The sequence below is a fragment of the Patescibacteria group bacterium genome (assembly GCA_004297735.1).
Lineage (GTDB): Bacteria > Patescibacteriota > Saccharimonadia > UBA4664 > SCTI01 > SCTI01.
Genome location: SCTI01000001.1, coordinates 58,181 through 73,827, shown reverse-complemented (window position 1 = coordinate 73,827; position 15,647 = coordinate 58,181). Strand labels below are relative to the sequence as shown.

The window sequence follows — 15,647 nt, the reverse complement described above, 5'->3', positions numbered from 1 at the left end:
TTTGTTAATTTTTACCTCCATGCACAACACGATTGTCACGGGCGTACAATTGGCCCACGAACACAGCTACTCAAAATAAACTTCAGCCAAAGGCAATGACGCCTCGCTTACTGAGTCGCTAACACCAGGAATTATCGAGCACTTCGGTACTCTTTTTGTTTACCTCCAATATGCAAAGTATATGGAGTAAATGTTAAACTTATTTAAGAAGGTCACTTTATAAAAAAGGAGTGTGGGGATGGCTAAATATGTTGATGGTTTTGTACTGGTAGTGCCTAAGGGCAAAGAAACAGAGTATGAGAAAATGGCCGAGGATGGGCGTGACGCTTGGATGAAGCATGGTGCGCTTCAGTATTTTGAGTGTCGCGGTGATGACCTCAAGCAGCAAGTGGTGGGTGACGAAAAATCACGCGCTTTTGCCGACATGGCCGACGCCGGTGATGATGAAAATGTATGGTTCTCTTTTATTGTTTTCAACTCCAAGGAGCACCGCGACGAAGTAAACAAAAAGGCAATGGAAGAAATGAGCGAAAAATATAAAGAACAAAACGATTTTTCCATGCCGGTTGATATGAAGAAAATGGCATATGGAGGGTTTGAGGTAGCAGTTGAAGGATAAAGTCGAAAAGTACTTCGCGGCGCTTAATGAGCAGACCGCCAAAGATTCCGCGGTTCTAGCTGATATGATGCAACGGATAAGTGGACATGAGCCTAAGCTATGGAATGCCGGCACGCTCGGGTTTGATACCTATCATTACAAGTACGACAGCGGGCGCGAAGGTGACGGCTTGGTCATTGGCTTCTACCCCAGAAAAAATAAGATTACAGTTTACCTTATGGACGGAACTGCTCGCTACTCCGAATTACTGGCTAAGCTCGGTAAGCATGCCTCTACTGGGTACTGTTTGTACATTAAGCAGCTGAGCGATGTAGAGCTGCCAATCTTAGAGCAGATTTTGCAGCAGTCGTATGACCATATTAAGTTACTGTCTAAAAACGGGCCTATCAGCAAGATATTATGGAAGGAGTAAGTATATGAGAAAGATTATTGTACTCACCTTTCTTAGCCTCGACGGGGTTATGCAGGCACCGGGCGGGCCAGACGAAGATACCAGTGGCGGCTTTAAGTATGGTGGCTGGACTGTTCCATACTGGGACGATTTTTCTGGTGAGGTTATGAGCCAGCAAATGAATGGATCGTATGATCTACTGCTTGGCCGGAAGACCTACGATATTTTTGCCAATTATTGGCCGAAGCAGGGTCCGGACACGCTGGGTGCGCCCTTTAATAAGGCGACCAAGTACGTACTATCAGCTTCTAAGCCCAAACTGGAATGGGAAAACTCGGTGCTGGTTGCTGGCGATGTGGTTGCTAAGCTTAAGAAGCTGAAGCAGAGCAATGGACCGGTACTGCAGGTTCACGGTAGCGGGAACATGATTCAGACGTTATTGAAACACGACCTGGTAGATGAGTTCTGGCTCAAGGTCTTCCCCATTACCCTTGGTGAAGGCAAGCGTTTATTTGCCGAGGGCACCATGCCGGCGGCGTTTAAGCTGACCGATTCCAAGATCTCGCCCAAAGGTGTAATTTTTGCCAATTACAAGCGGGCTGGTAAGGTAGAAACAGGGTCGTTTTAACCGAAAGGATAACTAGTAGTATGAGCTCAATTGATTTACCCAACAACATAGAAGACTGTGAAGCCTACCTAAAAGAAAATGACGCTGGGACCTACATTGACTTCATTCAAGACGCCAGGAAAAATAAGCTAGATTACGCAATGTTTACCTTTGGCGCATTCGCTCATGAGCCAGAACTACTCCGTACTGCCATTCTGTACGCAAGCCTAATGGACGTTACTCTAACGATTCCGCCAATACATACAGTTAGTGACTAGCTATTGCGCTTATACCCGTAAACGCTTGAAACTCCCCTACTTTCTTGCTTAAATATCAGCATCGGGTCGTCCCTTGCATCCATGCGCCACTCATTCGGCGAACACCATGGACGGACGCAAAGACCCCTGCAAATGAATGGGTAAGCCTGCACCGCACGGACATAGTCGACTCCGTTTGGCGACAGACTCTCATTAAATAACAAAGAAAACCATGGCAAACGAAAGTAAAAGTCCCAGAGACTACGAAAAAGAGTACGACTGGAGCCACGTCGAGAGCCTCAAGCACTGGCGCTCGTGGGGCTCGTGGTTCAGCTGGGGTAGCCCAGTAGGTCTAGGTCTGTTCTTTATTTCCATTGCGATTACCGTGTGGATATTAGGCCAGACCTTCGGCTGGAAGTAACACTAGCTACCAGTAATAAAAACGCTTAGAGGCCGAGCATGACGCTCGGCCTCTTTGTTCTAGATACGGCTAAGCCGCGAGGGCGCGCAGGTCAACGCCGGTGGCGAACCGATTGGTCCACTCGCGGTTGACGTCCGCCCACGTCCAGGCCAAGCCCTTGCGCAACGTCAACTCCATGCCGCTGCCAGTGAGCGGAGGAAAGATGTCGCACGACTCGCTCCCCTGCGACCAGAACAGCGTATGCAGAAGCTCAATCTGTTCCTTCGGCCAGCTACGGATCCGATGGATCGAGAACTGCTCCTTGACGTTGACGAAACGCTCGCCGCTGAAGGTCTTCCAGTTGACGTCAGGGTCAAGCCTGATCCGACGATCCCCTTCCGGATCGGACACGTTAACCCCAGCTTGCCAGTCCGGGCGAACCACATCGACCTGAGGCCCTGGGTCGTTGTACCACATCTGCCCGCTGTCGTAATCCGGCCGCAGATCTGCGCCGAGCGCCTTGATGACAACATTGTCGAGATGGTGGAGAGCGGAGCGGCGCTTATTAGCGGGAATGCGCTTGTTGATGAACACGCGCATGTGATTGGTACGTACCGCAATCCCACCAGCTAGCGGCAGGTTGCTGCTCCACCTGGCCCGAGCGATCTGGCTGATGATGTGATGCAAGCGACCCGGAATCTGGGAATGACTTGGGTAAGCACTGGCCCAGTAGCCAACGAAGGAGCCGTAGGTGAAGTGGACCAACCCGCCGGAGTCTGGCTTCCCTGGGCTCAAGTTGATGTGGCCGAACGGGAAGTCGATATCGAGGTGATACCGACGACGAATGTCATCCGGCTGACCCTGAATGATCAGACGGCTGGTCTTCTGCTGACTCATGTCAACGTCCTTTCGTATCTGGAACGTGGGCCCAGTATACGACTTCAGATCAGTTTTTACAATTCCAGATGGCATTAATGCCTCAACAGATCATAATATTCAAGGTACTATTGACTTTTTATACTACTTATGCTATTATGTAACATCCTCAGAAATAGATGAGGATATTGACAGCTTAAGACTTTAGTCCATCTTCGACCCATCAGGGAGAGACATGAACGATCGTATCGAAGCGCTCGCTCGGAAGTTCGACGACTGGCAGGAGCCGCTGACCGACAAGGAGCTCGATGACCTCTTCGAGGGCATTGTGGAGCTCGAGGACTCCAGCTTCGACGCGGTTTCCGGCACAATTACTTCTCTGAAGTGGTTGCGCGATGGCAGTTCCGTTCTGCGCCTGAACACCTGCATCCGAATCAAGGAGCGCATCCCGCGCTGCCGACCGGAATACAAGGTCGAGCTGCGCAAGATGGCCAAGGAGGACTTGGACCCACGGGTCCAGCAGGCCGCCCAGTCGGCTCTCGACCGCTGGTCGTAAGCCTAGGCGCCTAGCGCCGACGCTGTCAAACGGGGTGGTGCACTATACGCACCGCCCCGTTCTCACTTTAGTTATTATTTAGTTTAATTTGGCGTAAAGGTGTTATGAATCTCGTCAAAGCTATCTGAGTACTTATCCCAGTTTTCCTCTGGCGCCTGCGTTGATATTACAAACAAGGCGTTGTCTTTTTTGAGCATAATTGTGGTCTTAGCCTTTATCTTTCCGGTCTCGCCATCGTAAGTCGTCAGCAATGTTAGCGTGCTTAAACCGTTCGCGCTACTTTTGTTTTCGTACAGTACGGTGGTGTTTTTGTTGCTCTTTTTAATTCCGTCAGCGGTGGCTTGTAAGATGTCTTGGCTGTATCCGTTGGCCGGCGGAGCAAAGTAGCCAACCTCAATCTGGCCGTAAGATTTGCCGGTCTGCTTATACTCTTTTTTTATGATTATGCCCTGAACGCCCTCTACATTTTGCGGGGCAATATTCCAGCCTTCAGGGTACTTTACGCTGTAACCAATGGTGTTGTCGCGGTAGGTCGTAAGCGTTACGCCGGAGTTCATCGCCGCCACAACGATAACCAGTGTGATTAGCTGGGCTATACCAACCAAAATCGACACCACAATGCCCGAGATCGCTAAACCCCTACCACGTTCTTTACGTTTGTTAATTTGCGTCAGGCCAATTATTGAACAGATCAGACCGACCAGTGGTAAAAAGAAGGCCGTTATTAAGCCCGCAATTGCGAGTGTGTTGGTTTTGGTGGTTGTAATGTTCTGGTCGGCCATGGCAAGACCTTTCGCTAAGCTATACCTCTATTATACGCCTGTTTTGAACCGCGTGCTAAAATCGTCATATGTCTAACTACACTCATCTCAATCTCGCCGAACTCGAAAACATGTCACCTAAGTATGGTCACGATAAAGACATGGAGGCGCGGTTTGCTACCAAGCCGCTCAACCTAACGGAGTCGGGACTGGGGTATCAAAAGGTTTTGCCTAATCGCAACATCCCATTTAAGCACAAACACGAATACCAAGAAGAGGTGTTTATTGTGCTGAGTGGTAGCGGCCAGATGCTACTGGATGATGAGGTGGTTGAGCTTAAACCGCTTGATGCGGTACGAGTTGGCCCAGAGGTGGTTCGCACGCTTACAGCCGGCGATGATGGCTTGGAGGTGTTGATTACCGGTGCACCCAACCGCGATGGCAACGACACCATCATGGTAAAGTAGCGCCTTTTACTGAGTTTTCAATCCCAGCGGAAGACGCGGAAGGCAATGGTGTAAACCACCACCGTCCAGATGGCCATCAAGCCCAACTGGGGACCAAGATCAATAAAGGTTTTGCCCTCGGTTAAGATCAGGCGCATGCCATCAATCACCGGAGTTAGCGGAATAAACTGCGTTACGCCCTGTAGCCACTCCGGCATTAGGTAACGGGGGAAGAAAATACCGGACAGGAACATCATTGGGAAGGTTATGATGTTCCCTAGTGGAGCCGCCTGCTTTTCGTCACTGGCCCAGCCGCCGACGCCGACACCGATACCAAAGATCATGATCGCGCCAAAGATGGTGAACAGAGCAAAGACCAGCAGATTACCGACCAGGTGGAACTCAAACAAGGTAATCGCCACCAAGAACATGGCCGTAATGGATAGCACTCCGGTTGCTAGCGATGAGAACATGTACGAGATGATGAACTGAGATGGGCGAAGCGGCGTCACCCGCAAACGAGTTAGCGCCCCGGTCTTCTTTTCGGCCGGGAGCATGTTGAGCGGACCAAAGATGCCCAGACCCAGCAACGAGAACCCAATCAGCCCAGGGAAGGCGTAGTCGAAGGCGGTGAGGCCCTGGTCGGCTGTAGACTCCGCCTTAACTGTAAGCGGCGGCTGTATCTTGGTTAGCTGCACGTTTACGCCATCCAGAATGCCCTGCAGTACCGAGCCAATGGTCTGCCCAGCTTGCTGGCTGTTCTGCGAGTACAGCACCTTAACCTGTCCGCTGGGGAAGTTCTGACTGTTGATCTGGCCAAACTCGGGTGGCAGCTCAATAATGGCATCGATTTCGCTGCGGTTCATTTTTTCTTTAGCCGCGTCCATATCGGTGAGATCTTTTTGGATGCTCAAGGCCTTTACTTGGTCTAAGTTGGTAGCAAACTGTTTAGCGAACTCGGTGTTTGAGTTATTAAATAGCGCCACCTTAAACGACACGTCTTTGTTGTTGCTGTATAAAAAGCCAAACACAAACAAGAGTAATAGCGGGAAGAACACCGAAAAGAAGATGGCTATGCGACTACGGAAGTAGCGCCGCACCAGTAGCTTGGTTAGCTGGCTGATTGTAAACAGGTACCCGCGCATATTAATCCCTTAAATCCTTGCCGGTTAAATCAATAAAGACGTCTTCAAGCGTGGCCTTTTGCACCTCGACGTGCGGCTTAAAGCCACGCTTGAGCAGATCTTTTATTAGCTTGTCCGGTGTATCTAGCGCAATTATCTTGCCCTCATCCATGATGGCAATGCGGTCGCACAGCACCTGCGCCTCCTCCATATAGTGAGTGGTCAAAATAACGGTAATGCCATCTTTTTGGATCTCCTGCACCAGCTCCCACAGGTTGCGACGAGCCTGCGGGTCAAGACCGGTGGTTGGCTCATCCAAAAACAGCACCTTCGGTTCGTGCACCAAGGCCACCGCGATACTAAAGCGTTGGCGCTGGCCACCCGACAGGTGCTCCGGGTAGCTCTTGGCTTTCTCGGCCAGTCCGACTCTCTCTAGCAACTTGATTGGCTCAACCCGCTGATTGTACATGGCGGCAAAAGCGGTTAGCAGCTCAACCAGCGTACTGTTTTCAAAAAAGGATGAGGACTGCAGCTGCACGCCAATAATCTTGCGAACATCGTATGGGTGCTTTTTAACATCTATTTCATCTAGCACTACGCTACCACTCGAAATCTCGCGTAGGCCCTCCATCATTTCCAGCGTGGTGGTTTTGCCGGCGCCGTTTGGCCCCAAAATACCAAACACCTCGCCGCGCTTTACCTCAAAGCTAACGCCACGGACTGCCTGAAAATCATCATAATCCTTACGGACATCATCTACTGTTATTAATGCTTTTGACATATATAACCACTATAAGACGCATTAGTTAACGTGTAAACACTTGTGGCTAAAATTGGTAATTTACTCACCCGCTAAGGTTCGAATCGCCTCGCGCTCAACCGTAACAAACACCGTTGAGGCCTTAGACAAACTGATTGGCTCGCCGTCCAACTGAGCCTGAACTCCGTCCATCAGCATCATGCTGTAACTTTGCACTCTCTTGGTTGCGGCCGGCTGACCGGTAGCGGTCTGACTAACCTCTTTTAGTAGCTCCAAACGTGAATGGGCCTCGGTTTCAACCACCTCAAAGTGGCCGTCACTCAAGTCGGCTTGGTGGCTTACCTTTAAGTACTTGCCCATTACCGACACGTTGCTACACACGATGCTATACAGCTTTTTACTGTGCCCGTTAACCACCGCGCTAAACTCGCTCGGGCTCAAGATCTCACCCAGCGCTATCAGCTTTTCGCTAATCGGCCCAAAGTTGCGCTCATCCAACAGGCGCGCCACTCGCCCACTGGCACCAAAGCCGATGTAAGAATGGGCGTGCAGCAAAACATCGTCGCCGGTAGGGTTGTGAACCGACAAGCGCAGCAAATCGATAACCTGAGTGTCACCGGCAATCAACTGGCTCATCACCTTGGCGTCACCTAGTAGCTCGCGACTGTGATCGTTGGCGTTACCAGCCGCAAATGGCACCAAAACAGGGCGGCGGCTTGGCGCCACTCGCATCGCCCCGTTGATCACCTCGTTATAAGTTCCGTCTCCACCAACCGAAACCACCACCACGCCAGTGCGGGTTTGACCCAAAATCTCGGTTAAGTCGGCGGCATGACCACGATATTTGGTGGGCATTAGCTCCACGCCGGTATGTGGCAGGTGCTCGCGGACGTCGTGGTAAAGCTGCTGCGAGGCTGCGGTCGAGTCGCCGGTGCTCTTGGGGTTATAGATGATGGCAATATGTTTGATATTCATGGCAATGGATAAGAGTACCATAAAATGGGGGTAAAATCGAGTAGCAAAACGAGGGACCCCGCCTCTTGACGAGACGGGGTCTAAGTACAACACGGGTGATCTACGCGAAGGTGGTCACGGGCTGGAGAATGATGAACCGAGGATTGGCAGGGTCGTAGAAAGTGCGGTCCCCGGCCTGTAGTGCCTCAGTGAGACCATGTTCCCTCATCCAGGCCCGGGCCTGAGCATACGAAGCCGTTCCTTCGCACATGGCCTTCTTGAGCGTCCACATCAGCGGTTCGGTGAAGTAGACCTCAGCTGGATCGTGGCGGGCGAACGGGAAGCAGCTGTAGCTACCCCAACGCAGCTGACCGTTGGCGTATTCAACGCTCTCAGGCTTGGGTCCATCCGGGACGGCGAACTGCAGGGCATGGAGCGTGAAGTGAATCGTGTTGTTGTCCCACTCCACGGCCTCGGGATCGAGAGCATCGATCTCAACCTCGACCGTCTCCGACTTACTGAGATGGTTCAGCTGTGTGATCTTGGCAAGAAAGATAGTGTGCTGCGGCATGTGCGTCTCCTCGTGGTCGCTCGCTGCGTACTGAGCAGCACGCAGATTTGCGGACACGAGAAGTTGCATTAGTTATGAGGCATTTTAAGCTGCTTTGCAAGCATAATCACATTGGTTCGATCTTAATAATTCCTGGTGCGGATGAGAGGACTTGAACCTCCACGACCTATACGGCCACCAGCCCCTCAAGCTGGCGTGTCTACCATTCCACCACATCCGCGTGGGTTTGAACCGTCAAATTGTAGCACGCCTAATCTAGCTAATAAAGTAGGCGGTGGCGATTGCAACAAATCCAACCACAAACACCGCTGGCCACAAGACGTAAACGTTGAGGTTGTAGTAGGTTTGAGTTGGCTCGGTCCAAGCTTTTGGCAACCAGCTCCCCTTTTTGTACTTATAGCCCTTTTTGTAATCCTTCCAGATTCGCTCCTTGTTGGCCTCAACGGTTAGGGCCAGCAAAATTAAAATAGCGCCGGCACCGGCTAAGCCAACCTGCGGTCGCTGCGTAGCGATGGCAAGAAACAAGATTAGCAGACAAAAGAAGGCCCAGCTAACAAATCTGGCTTTGGGTGTGCGGCGGTGAATAAATAACATACTGACTCCTTTTAGGTGGTTGGCATGTGATCGTACAGGTGCTTCATCGAATATTCATGACGCACGATCGACTCCAAATCTTTCTTTTTAACATCAAGCTTGATTCGTGGATTAAAGATACCCTTGGGATCGCAGATTTTTTTAACCTCTTTAAACAAGTCGTACATATCTCTACCATACAACTTTTCGAGATAAGGGGCGCGAAGTAAACCGTCGTTGTGTTCGCCGGCGGTGGTGCCGCCCATCTTAATCGCCAGGGTGTAAAACTCATCCATTACCTGGAAAACCTTTTTGCGATCCTTGGATTTTGACAGATCCATAAACGGCTGCATGTGGAAGTTGGCATCACCGGCATGACCCCAAACCGCAATCTCCAGTTTATGCTTGTTGAGAATTTTGTAGACGCCATCAAGGAATTCCGGCATTTTTTCAACCGGCACACAGCTGTCTTCGATGATTGGTAGAGCTTTTTTGGGGCCATTGTTCATCCATATAACCGCGGCCGCACTATGGCGGATCGCCCACAAGCGGTGTTCGGTTCGCGGATTGGTGGTGGTAACGTGGCTGGTGGCTAGTTTAGACAGAATCTTTTCGGTACGGCGGCTAAGAATGTTTTGGCGCAGATGCGACTGGTTGTCGTACTCAATCAGGATCACCGCCTTCGGCAGGTCGCCTTCGGGCACCAGGCCTTCTAGCGTTTCGGGTTGATGCTCCTTGAGGAATTTGAGCAGATAATAGTCGACCACCTCCATGGCGGCCGGTTTATGCTTTTGGATTTTAAGCACCGCCTCGCTGGCCTTATCAAGGTTATCAAAATAGCCTACCGTTAGGGTGGTATGGGCCTGGTACGGAGCGGTACGGAAGGTGATTTGCGTAACCGTTCCCAGGGTGCCCTGAGCGCCAATAAACAGTTGGCTCAGATCAAACGAGCCTCCCTTACCCTTAATGTGGCTGAGTCGGTAACCGGCCGAGTTTTTACTAGTGCGAGGCTGGCTCGAAGCGATTAGAGCCGCATTATCGTGCAACAAGCCGTCGATACCGCGGTAAATATCGCCCTCACGGGTCATCTGGCCCTTTTTGCGGTTGAGCTCACGGCGGCTGAGTCGCTTGGTCTCAATTACCGAGGCGTCGTCTAAAACAACTTTCATACTTTCTACCCAGTCGGCGGTTGAACCATACTTGTAGGTCATCTCGCCACAGGTGTTGTTGGCCACCGCTCCACCCATAGTGGCGTAATCGATTGACGAAGGGTAAGGCGGCAAAAAGCGGCCATGGCTGTGCAGAATCTTTTGCAGGGTGCCAAACAGCATGCCCGGCTGCACCGTGACGGTATCCTTGGTGAGGCGGAGCAGCTTGTTCATGTGGGCCGGGAACACCACCATGGCGCCGTCGCCCAACGCCGCTCCACCCTGATCGGTGCCCTTGCCGCGAGCAACAATGTTAAACCGTTTGCTTGGCTTGTCGGCCGATTTAGCCGCTAGCGCTACCGTATGCTGCACGTCGGTGGTAGATTTTGGGTAAACCACCGCGCTGGGCATAATCTTAAAAATACTGCCGTCGGTCGAAAAATATTCACGAGCCTCCTTGCTGTCGGTAACCTCCCCGTGAATCTGTGATCGTAGTTCCTTGATTTGAGCTTGCTTCATGGTATTAGCATAACAGCTTTGTTTCCCTGTCGCTAGCCTCGACTACTGCGAGGTTATCAGGCATAATACATCCACATGAAACGCGTATATAAAAACTGGTTAGTTCGAATCACCATTGGGTTTGCGGCCATCACTTCGGCCCGATTGTTATCCACCTTATTCCACGTTACCACCCTCGAAAAACTGTATAAGCCCCGTGATTTTCGCCAAACCAAGCATCACGTCATTAGCCAGGATATTGTTGACCGGCTACCGCGCTACTGCCAAACCATTTTTGGCCGCAAAATGGATCCAATCAACCTGGTTTTTGTGGGTTCAGAAAAAGCCATTAATCACGCCTTTGCCGAAGCCGGCTGGGATGGGGCTCACCCCTCCACCCCAATCCACGTAACGCTGGGTTTTGCTTCTAGCCTGTTTAATAAAAACTACCGCAAGGGCCCCTTTATGCCGCTGTTTATTAGCGTTGGACTGCAGGATATATCCTTTCAAAAAATAACCGATAATGGCTATGCCCAGCGGCATCATATTCGGCTGTGGCGGACGCGGCATGTGCTACGCAGTGGTCAGCGGGTATGGGTTGGTGCCGCCACCTTCGAAAAATCGTTTAAGTTTAAGTTTCGCCCGCCGTTTGTGCACCACTTTAAGGACCCCGACATCGACTGGGAACGCGATTATATTGTTGAAGAGCTACTAAAGCATGGTGGCATTCTAGGCGAGAGCTACCAGTTCAACCAGCCAATTCATAAAGATAAGCCAGCTAAAGACCCAAATGGAGACTCCTACTACACCAATGGCGTAGCAAAGGTGATTGAGCTACCCGAACCGGTCCTAATCGCTAAAAATTAAAGCTCTTCCTGCTTGTCGCGTAAAAAGCCCATCCACTCACGCAAGAAGCGCAGACCAAACTTTAAGGGCATCTCAATTAAGATGTCGAGGATTCGCGCCACCACGTTGACCCTAGCGTAGCGGTCGGACAGCCAGTGACCAATCCGAATAAACGGAGTGTAAAAGAAGTCGGATAATAGGCCAAAGAAGCTGCGGCGGCCCTCAATCATTTCGAACTCGCGAGCGGTTTGAGTTAAGCGGAAGCCCAAGAAGCTGACCGTCGACAGGAAGACAAAGAAGATGATGCCGCTCATTAAGTTAAACCCAAGTTGGGCCAAAATCCAGGTTAAAATAACCACCCAGCTAACCACTACCACACCGTAAAGCAGGTTGAAGGTGCGGTTAAGCGCGGCTGAGCTCACCCGTCGTCGTAAGCGGTACTTTATGGGTGAACGGCCGGTTTGGTACAAAATGCGGTCGATATACCCCACCACAATCTCGGAGTTCTTTTGCGACGGCGGGCGAATGCTCAGACCCAACGTTGCCATGTATAGTGGCGGAAACAGCACGTTCATGATCAATGGTGGCCAGACGATGGCGCCGTGGCGAATTAAGTCATACGGGATTTCCAAAACCAGCCCAATTAAGATTTTAGTAATGGCCACAAACGCCACACTACGAACAATACCGTTATTTAAGCGAGAGCGAGTCAGCGAGTACTGCTCTTGCAATGTCGCTCGCGAACGGCCAATTAAGCTTGGTCGATCATGCAACAGACTCTCGGCTTGCGGGTTTGGCACCACCATTTCGCGTAAAATGCGCATCGGGGCGCCATACTGGCCAATCATGCGCATAATTCGGTTGGTTTCCTTGCCGTTAAACAGCTCGTCGATATAGCTGTTAATCGTTACAAAATACTCCATATCACCCTGCTTGGTGTCGGCGGCGATCCGACTGGCCGCGGCATAGGCCCGAGCGGTGGCAATGTCGGACTTCATGATGGCCCGGTGAGTGGCGCAGTACACCGCGATTTCATACTGCTGATCACTTAAACCTTGGCGGATGTCGGTGCCTTCAATCGACTCCAGGTAGTGCTGGAAGGCAAAGTCGACAAAAGCCCGAGTCCGCGGCTGTGGCGAAATCAACTGCTCAATGTAAACCGAGGCCGATTGCAACACCCAGATGCGCACCGTCGCCCGCTCGCGGTGGCCACCAGCCAGCGTATGCTTATAAACCTCACAAAAACCAGCAATGGTCTCATCGATTTGCTTAAGCACCTCACGCGGCACGCTATCGTTTTTAAGGTAACGAGCTTGTGTTAGCTCAATCACCAGCTCCAATGCTAGCTTTTCGGGATGATTAAAGTTTAGGCTGCGCTGCAAAAAGCGCTCAATCGATCGGCGTAACAGTAAGTGCTGTTCTCCGTACTCGGCGGCATTACGAAGCTGTTCATAGGCAAAATAGATGCGACCGGCCACTCCGTCCACATGCACCACATCACGCGCGGTGGTCGGTTCGGGTGGGGCCGACTGCAAAAGTGAAACTAGCTTATCGCCGTCAGAAGATAATGGTAGTGGCTGCATAAGCTGTATTATACGATACAATACAGCTATGCGCAGGCGAATTTATCAGTTTAGCAAGCGAATCCTAATTTTAACCATTGGCATACCGGTTATTGCCATCGGAATTGCCCTAATCCCCCTGCCCGGTCCCGGCTTTGTGGTGATAGCTGCCGGCTTGGCTATTTTAGCGCTTGAGTTTGAATGGGCCCGGCGCTGGCTGCATCACACACGCAACCATATTGAACGTATGGCCCAGCAGGCCACCAAGGCGTTAAAGCAAGACGTACAAATCCATCGTCCAGACAAAGACAAACCGAAAGACTCCGATAAAACTAACTAGGGTTTAACAAAGACGTAGCCGGCATTGCCCTGCTCAACATACTTGCGGAACGAGGCTTTGGCGCTATCACGCGACCAGGTTTGAGTGGTGTAAAAGTGATCCGGATACCCGCCGCTATAAAGTTGGTACAGTGGTGTGGTACCAGATACCTGGCTGGTCATAACGTACCCGGTTATACCCTCATCGACATACCGGCCGCCGCCGGCTTTAGCCTGGCTGCGCTGGGTTTCGCTGTTGGTGTAAAAGTGATCGGTTAAATTAGCCGAATAAAGGCGATATAGCGGTACGCTGCCTGGTACCGATTTTTCGTAAACGTACCCGGCGATACCTTGGTCGACGTAACCTTTAGTGGCAATAAGTTGATTCTTTTCGGTCTCGCTAGTGGTGTACATGTGGTCCGAAGTAACGTTGTTCCAAAGCTGGTAGAGCGGCTTTTTAGCGACGGTTGACTGCGACGCCGCCACCGGAGGCACAACCACCACGGGAGCAGGCACCGGGCTGCCGGCCGGACCTAATGTTTTGCTAAAGGCCAGAATGCCCTTCATGTAGTCGGTGCCCCAAGCCATATCGCCATAGGTACCTTCAATTTGGTAATAGGTTGAACCAACCTCTAGCCCGTAGTTGGCCAAGCCGACCGTAGCACTGGTGGTTAAGTCGTTGTAGCCTTCACGGAAGTACCAGGACTGCACGCTTTCACCTACTGGGGTGCCAAACTGTCGCGCCACCGCCGTGGCTCCATCGCGAGCGTATGGCACATGATTGAAAGATGGGGTGCGGAAGTTGGTGGCAAACATTGGCACCATTGACTCTTTCCAGTACGGCGCTACCGCCTGGAAGGTCGGGTTTGAGCGGATGGCGTTCCAGCCCTGAGCCGGCTCCGACCATATCACCTTTTTGTTTTGCGCCTTAGCTTGCAGCATCCAGTTGTTAATCCTGGCCCAGTCGATTGATTGAGCCGCCGCCGTCCAGTTCCAGCCGTTACAAGCCGCATTCAGCGCCACCATCTCGTGCATATAGTAGCCAATATTGCCTTTACGCTGGAGCAACTCGTCGCTGTAACGCTGGTCCATGTAGGCCAGGTTGATGTTCTTACAGGCACCACCGGCCCCGCTCGAAGCCCAGTCGGATCCAGCCACATTGTTGTAGTAACGGTAGTTGGCTGCCTCCCACTGATCCAGCTTGGGCCACTTGCCTTGGCCGTTTGGTGTACGTTCAATCGATCGATAAACCAAGTTGGTCTTGGTATTCGCCAGCTGGGCATACTCTTTTTCGTACGGCCGCCAACCAATCATGATGATGGTATACGGTGCCGTTGGGCTGTAGGTTGCTACCGATTGAGCGGCTGGAGTGGTTGGCACCGTTGGTGTCGGCGGCTTACTAGCGGCTGGTTGAGCCACTGGAGGTTTTGGTGCCGGTGCCGGTCCGGTTAGTACCAAGCGGTCAACGTACAGGTTGCGATCACAGCGCGTGGCGGCAATATAAACATCATTGGTAAACTCAATGCCAACCTTGTGGCTACCGGCTGGAATGTTAACCGTCGAGACATACTCACCCCAGTTTCGCCCCGTAACGGCTCGACTAACCACCGACTTACCATCAACCGTCACCTTTACGTTTGGTGCGCCCTGGCACTGATCACCCTTAGCTACCAGCTTGATCTGGTTGACCGCGTTTGGCAGTATCACACCGGTACTGGCAGTCGCGTTTTGGTAAAAGGCTCGAGCCTTACCGTCCTTAACCGAGCCATCTACCACCTGACTCAAGTTTGAGCTCATTATTTCCGCCTCTACATTGGTGCTTAAGGTGGCCGGCTTGTCCAGGCCGGTAAATACTAAACGGTCAACGTACAGGTTACGATCGCAGTAGGTCGTGACGTTGTTTTTGTTGCCATTTGCCACCACCGCATCATTGGTAAACCCAACCGCTAGCGCATGACTGCCGGCCTCAATATTTACCGGTACGGTGTAAGCCTTCCACCCGGTGGCGGTAACCGCCTGGTTAGCCACCTGTTGACCGTCAATCGTTAACGTCATCTGCGGAGCGCCCTGACACTGATCGCCGCGAGCGTAAACCGTTACACTGGTAGTTTTGGTGGGCAAACTAACATTGCCGGTGCCGGTAGCGCCCCAGTACATGGCTGCCGCTCTGCCGCCGTTTTGACCAGCAATATTAGCTACTTTGTTGTACTTTAGAGTGCCGGCCTCAACCGTAGTAAAGGTGGCTGCAAAGGTGCTAATAATTGCCAGCATGCCAACCAGCGAAAATAATGCCGCCACGAACAACAGATCACGCTTGCGAAATCGCCGTCTTCTAAGTAGTCCTGTTGATTTTTTGGGCATTTATAGCAACTTTTTATTT

19 protein-coding genes and 1 tRNA gene are annotated in these 15,647 nt (G+C 51.5%); 9 read left to right on the top strand and 11 right to left on the bottom strand.

The features are described from left to right. Positions 1 to 238 precede the first annotated feature (238 nt). The 5 genes from EPO04_00465 to EPO04_00445 all read left to right on the top strand — a co-directional run bounded on the left by EPO04_00465 (position 239) and on the right by EPO04_00445 (position 2,295). Positions 239 to 619 (top strand): DUF1428 domain-containing protein, encoded by a 381-nt coding sequence (locus EPO04_00465; protein TAK89786.1) that lies wholly within the window; start codon positions 239 to 241, stop codon positions 617 to 619. After that, positions 609 to 1,031, top strand: a complete 423-nt coding sequence (locus tag EPO04_00460; protein TAK89573.1) for a DUF1801 domain-containing protein — start codon at positions 609 to 611, stop codon at positions 1,029 to 1,031. Before EPO04_00465 ends, EPO04_00460 begins: the two co-directional genes overlap by 11 nt. Before the next feature lie 4 nt (positions 1,032 to 1,035). Then, complete coding sequence (locus tag EPO04_00455) at positions 1,036 to 1,638, top strand: dihydrofolate reductase (GenBank protein ID TAK89572.1); 603 nt, start codon at positions 1,036 to 1,038, stop codon at positions 1,636 to 1,638. Between the two features lie 20 nt (positions 1,639 to 1,658). Beyond that, a complete protein-coding gene (locus EPO04_00450; GenBank protein TAK89571.1) occupies positions 1,659 to 1,895 on the top strand; it encodes a hypothetical protein in 237 nt (78 codons plus the stop codon). A gap of 211 nt (positions 1,896 to 2,106) precedes the next feature. Continuing rightward, positions 2,107 to 2,295 (top strand): hypothetical protein, encoded by a 189-nt coding sequence (locus tag EPO04_00445; GenBank protein ID TAK89570.1) that lies wholly within the window; start codon positions 2,107 to 2,109, stop codon positions 2,293 to 2,295. Between the two features lie 69 nt (positions 2,296 to 2,364). Here the strand turns inward: EPO04_00445 and EPO04_00440 are convergent, their stop codons facing one another. Beyond that, positions 2,365 to 3,171 (bottom strand): hypothetical protein, encoded by an 807-nt coding sequence (locus EPO04_00440; protein ID TAK89569.1) that lies wholly within the window; start codon positions 3,169 to 3,171, stop codon positions 2,365 to 2,367. Positions 3,172 to 3,385: 214 nt separating this feature from the next. On the opposite strand from EPO04_00440, the gene EPO04_00435 reads away from it, so the two are divergent. Next, on the top strand, positions 3,386 to 3,706 hold the full coding sequence (locus EPO04_00435) for a hypothetical protein (GenBank protein ID TAK89568.1): 321 nt from the start codon (positions 3,386 to 3,388) through the stop codon (positions 3,704 to 3,706). Positions 3,707 to 3,789: 83 nt separating this feature from the next. On the opposite strand, the gene EPO04_00430 is transcribed toward EPO04_00435, so the two are convergent. After that, on the bottom strand, positions 3,790 to 4,488 hold the full coding sequence (locus tag EPO04_00430) for a DUF4190 domain-containing protein (GenBank protein ID TAK89567.1): 699 nt from the start codon (positions 4,486 to 4,488) through the stop codon (positions 3,790 to 3,792). A 68-nt stretch (positions 4,489 to 4,556) separates the two neighbouring features. Here EPO04_00430 and EPO04_00425 point away from each other — a divergent pair, with 68 nt between their 5' ends. Further along, positions 4,557 to 4,934 (top strand): cupin domain-containing protein, encoded by a 378-nt coding sequence (locus tag EPO04_00425; protein TAK89566.1) that lies wholly within the window; start codon positions 4,557 to 4,559, stop codon positions 4,932 to 4,934. A 17-nt stretch (positions 4,935 to 4,951) separates the two neighbouring features. On the opposite strand, the gene EPO04_00420 is transcribed toward EPO04_00425, so the two are convergent. The 7 genes from EPO04_00420 to EPO04_00390 form a co-directional block, all read right to left on the bottom strand. After that, complete coding sequence (locus EPO04_00420; protein TAK89565.1) at positions 4,952 to 6,058, bottom strand: ABC transporter permease; 1,107 nt, start codon at positions 6,056 to 6,058, stop codon at positions 4,952 to 4,954. A 1-nt stretch (position 6,059) separates the two neighbouring features. After that, positions 6,060 to 6,818, bottom strand: coding sequence for an ABC transporter ATP-binding protein (locus tag EPO04_00415; GenBank protein TAK89564.1), 759 nt, complete (start codon positions 6,816 to 6,818; stop codon positions 6,060 to 6,062). A 60-nt stretch (positions 6,819 to 6,878) separates the two neighbouring features. Beyond that, positions 6,879 to 7,793, bottom strand: a complete 915-nt coding sequence (locus EPO04_00410) for a hypothetical protein (GenBank protein TAK89563.1) — start codon at positions 7,791 to 7,793, stop codon at positions 6,879 to 6,881. A gap of 79 nt (positions 7,794 to 7,872) precedes the next feature. Then, positions 7,873 to 8,391 (bottom strand): hypothetical protein, encoded by a 519-nt coding sequence (locus EPO04_00405; GenBank protein TAK89562.1) that lies wholly within the window; start codon positions 8,389 to 8,391, stop codon positions 7,873 to 7,875. A 64-nt stretch (positions 8,392 to 8,455) separates the two neighbouring features. Continuing rightward, positions 8,456 to 8,542: transfer RNA gene (locus tag EPO04_00400), tRNA-Leu, on the bottom strand. 35 nt (positions 8,543 to 8,577) lie between these two features. Next, a complete protein-coding gene (locus EPO04_00395; GenBank protein ID TAK89561.1) occupies positions 8,578 to 8,916 on the bottom strand; it encodes a hypothetical protein in 339 nt (112 codons plus the stop codon). A gap of 11 nt (positions 8,917 to 8,927) precedes the next feature. Continuing rightward, a complete protein-coding gene (locus tag EPO04_00390; protein ID TAK89560.1) occupies positions 8,928 to 10,562 on the bottom strand; it encodes an FAD-binding oxidoreductase in 1,635 nt (544 codons plus the stop codon). 75 nt (positions 10,563 to 10,637) lie between these two features. Here EPO04_00390 and EPO04_00385 point away from each other — a divergent pair, with 75 nt between their 5' ends. Further along, complete coding sequence (locus EPO04_00385; protein ID TAK89559.1) at positions 10,638 to 11,408, top strand: hypothetical protein; 771 nt, start codon at positions 10,638 to 10,640, stop codon at positions 11,406 to 11,408. Here the strand turns inward: EPO04_00385 and EPO04_00380 are convergent. Then, a complete protein-coding gene (locus EPO04_00380; GenBank protein ID TAK89558.1) occupies positions 11,405 to 12,874 on the bottom strand; it encodes a hypothetical protein in 1,470 nt (489 codons plus the stop codon). The two genes, EPO04_00385 and EPO04_00380, sit on opposite strands and share 4 nt — an antisense overlap. On the opposite strand from EPO04_00380, the gene EPO04_00375 reads away from it, so the two are divergent. Next, positions 12,852 to 13,289, top strand: a complete 438-nt coding sequence (locus EPO04_00375) for a hypothetical protein (protein TAK89557.1) — start codon at positions 12,852 to 12,854, stop codon at positions 13,287 to 13,289. The genes EPO04_00380 and EPO04_00375 overlap by 23 nt on opposite strands. Here EPO04_00375 and EPO04_00370 read toward each other — a convergent pair. Further along, on the bottom strand, positions 13,286 to 15,628 hold the full coding sequence (locus EPO04_00370) for a hypothetical protein (protein ID TAK89556.1): 2,343 nt from the start codon (positions 15,626 to 15,628) through the stop codon (positions 13,286 to 13,288). The genes EPO04_00375 and EPO04_00370 overlap by 4 nt on opposite strands. Positions 15,629 to 15,647: the final 19 nt, after the last annotated feature.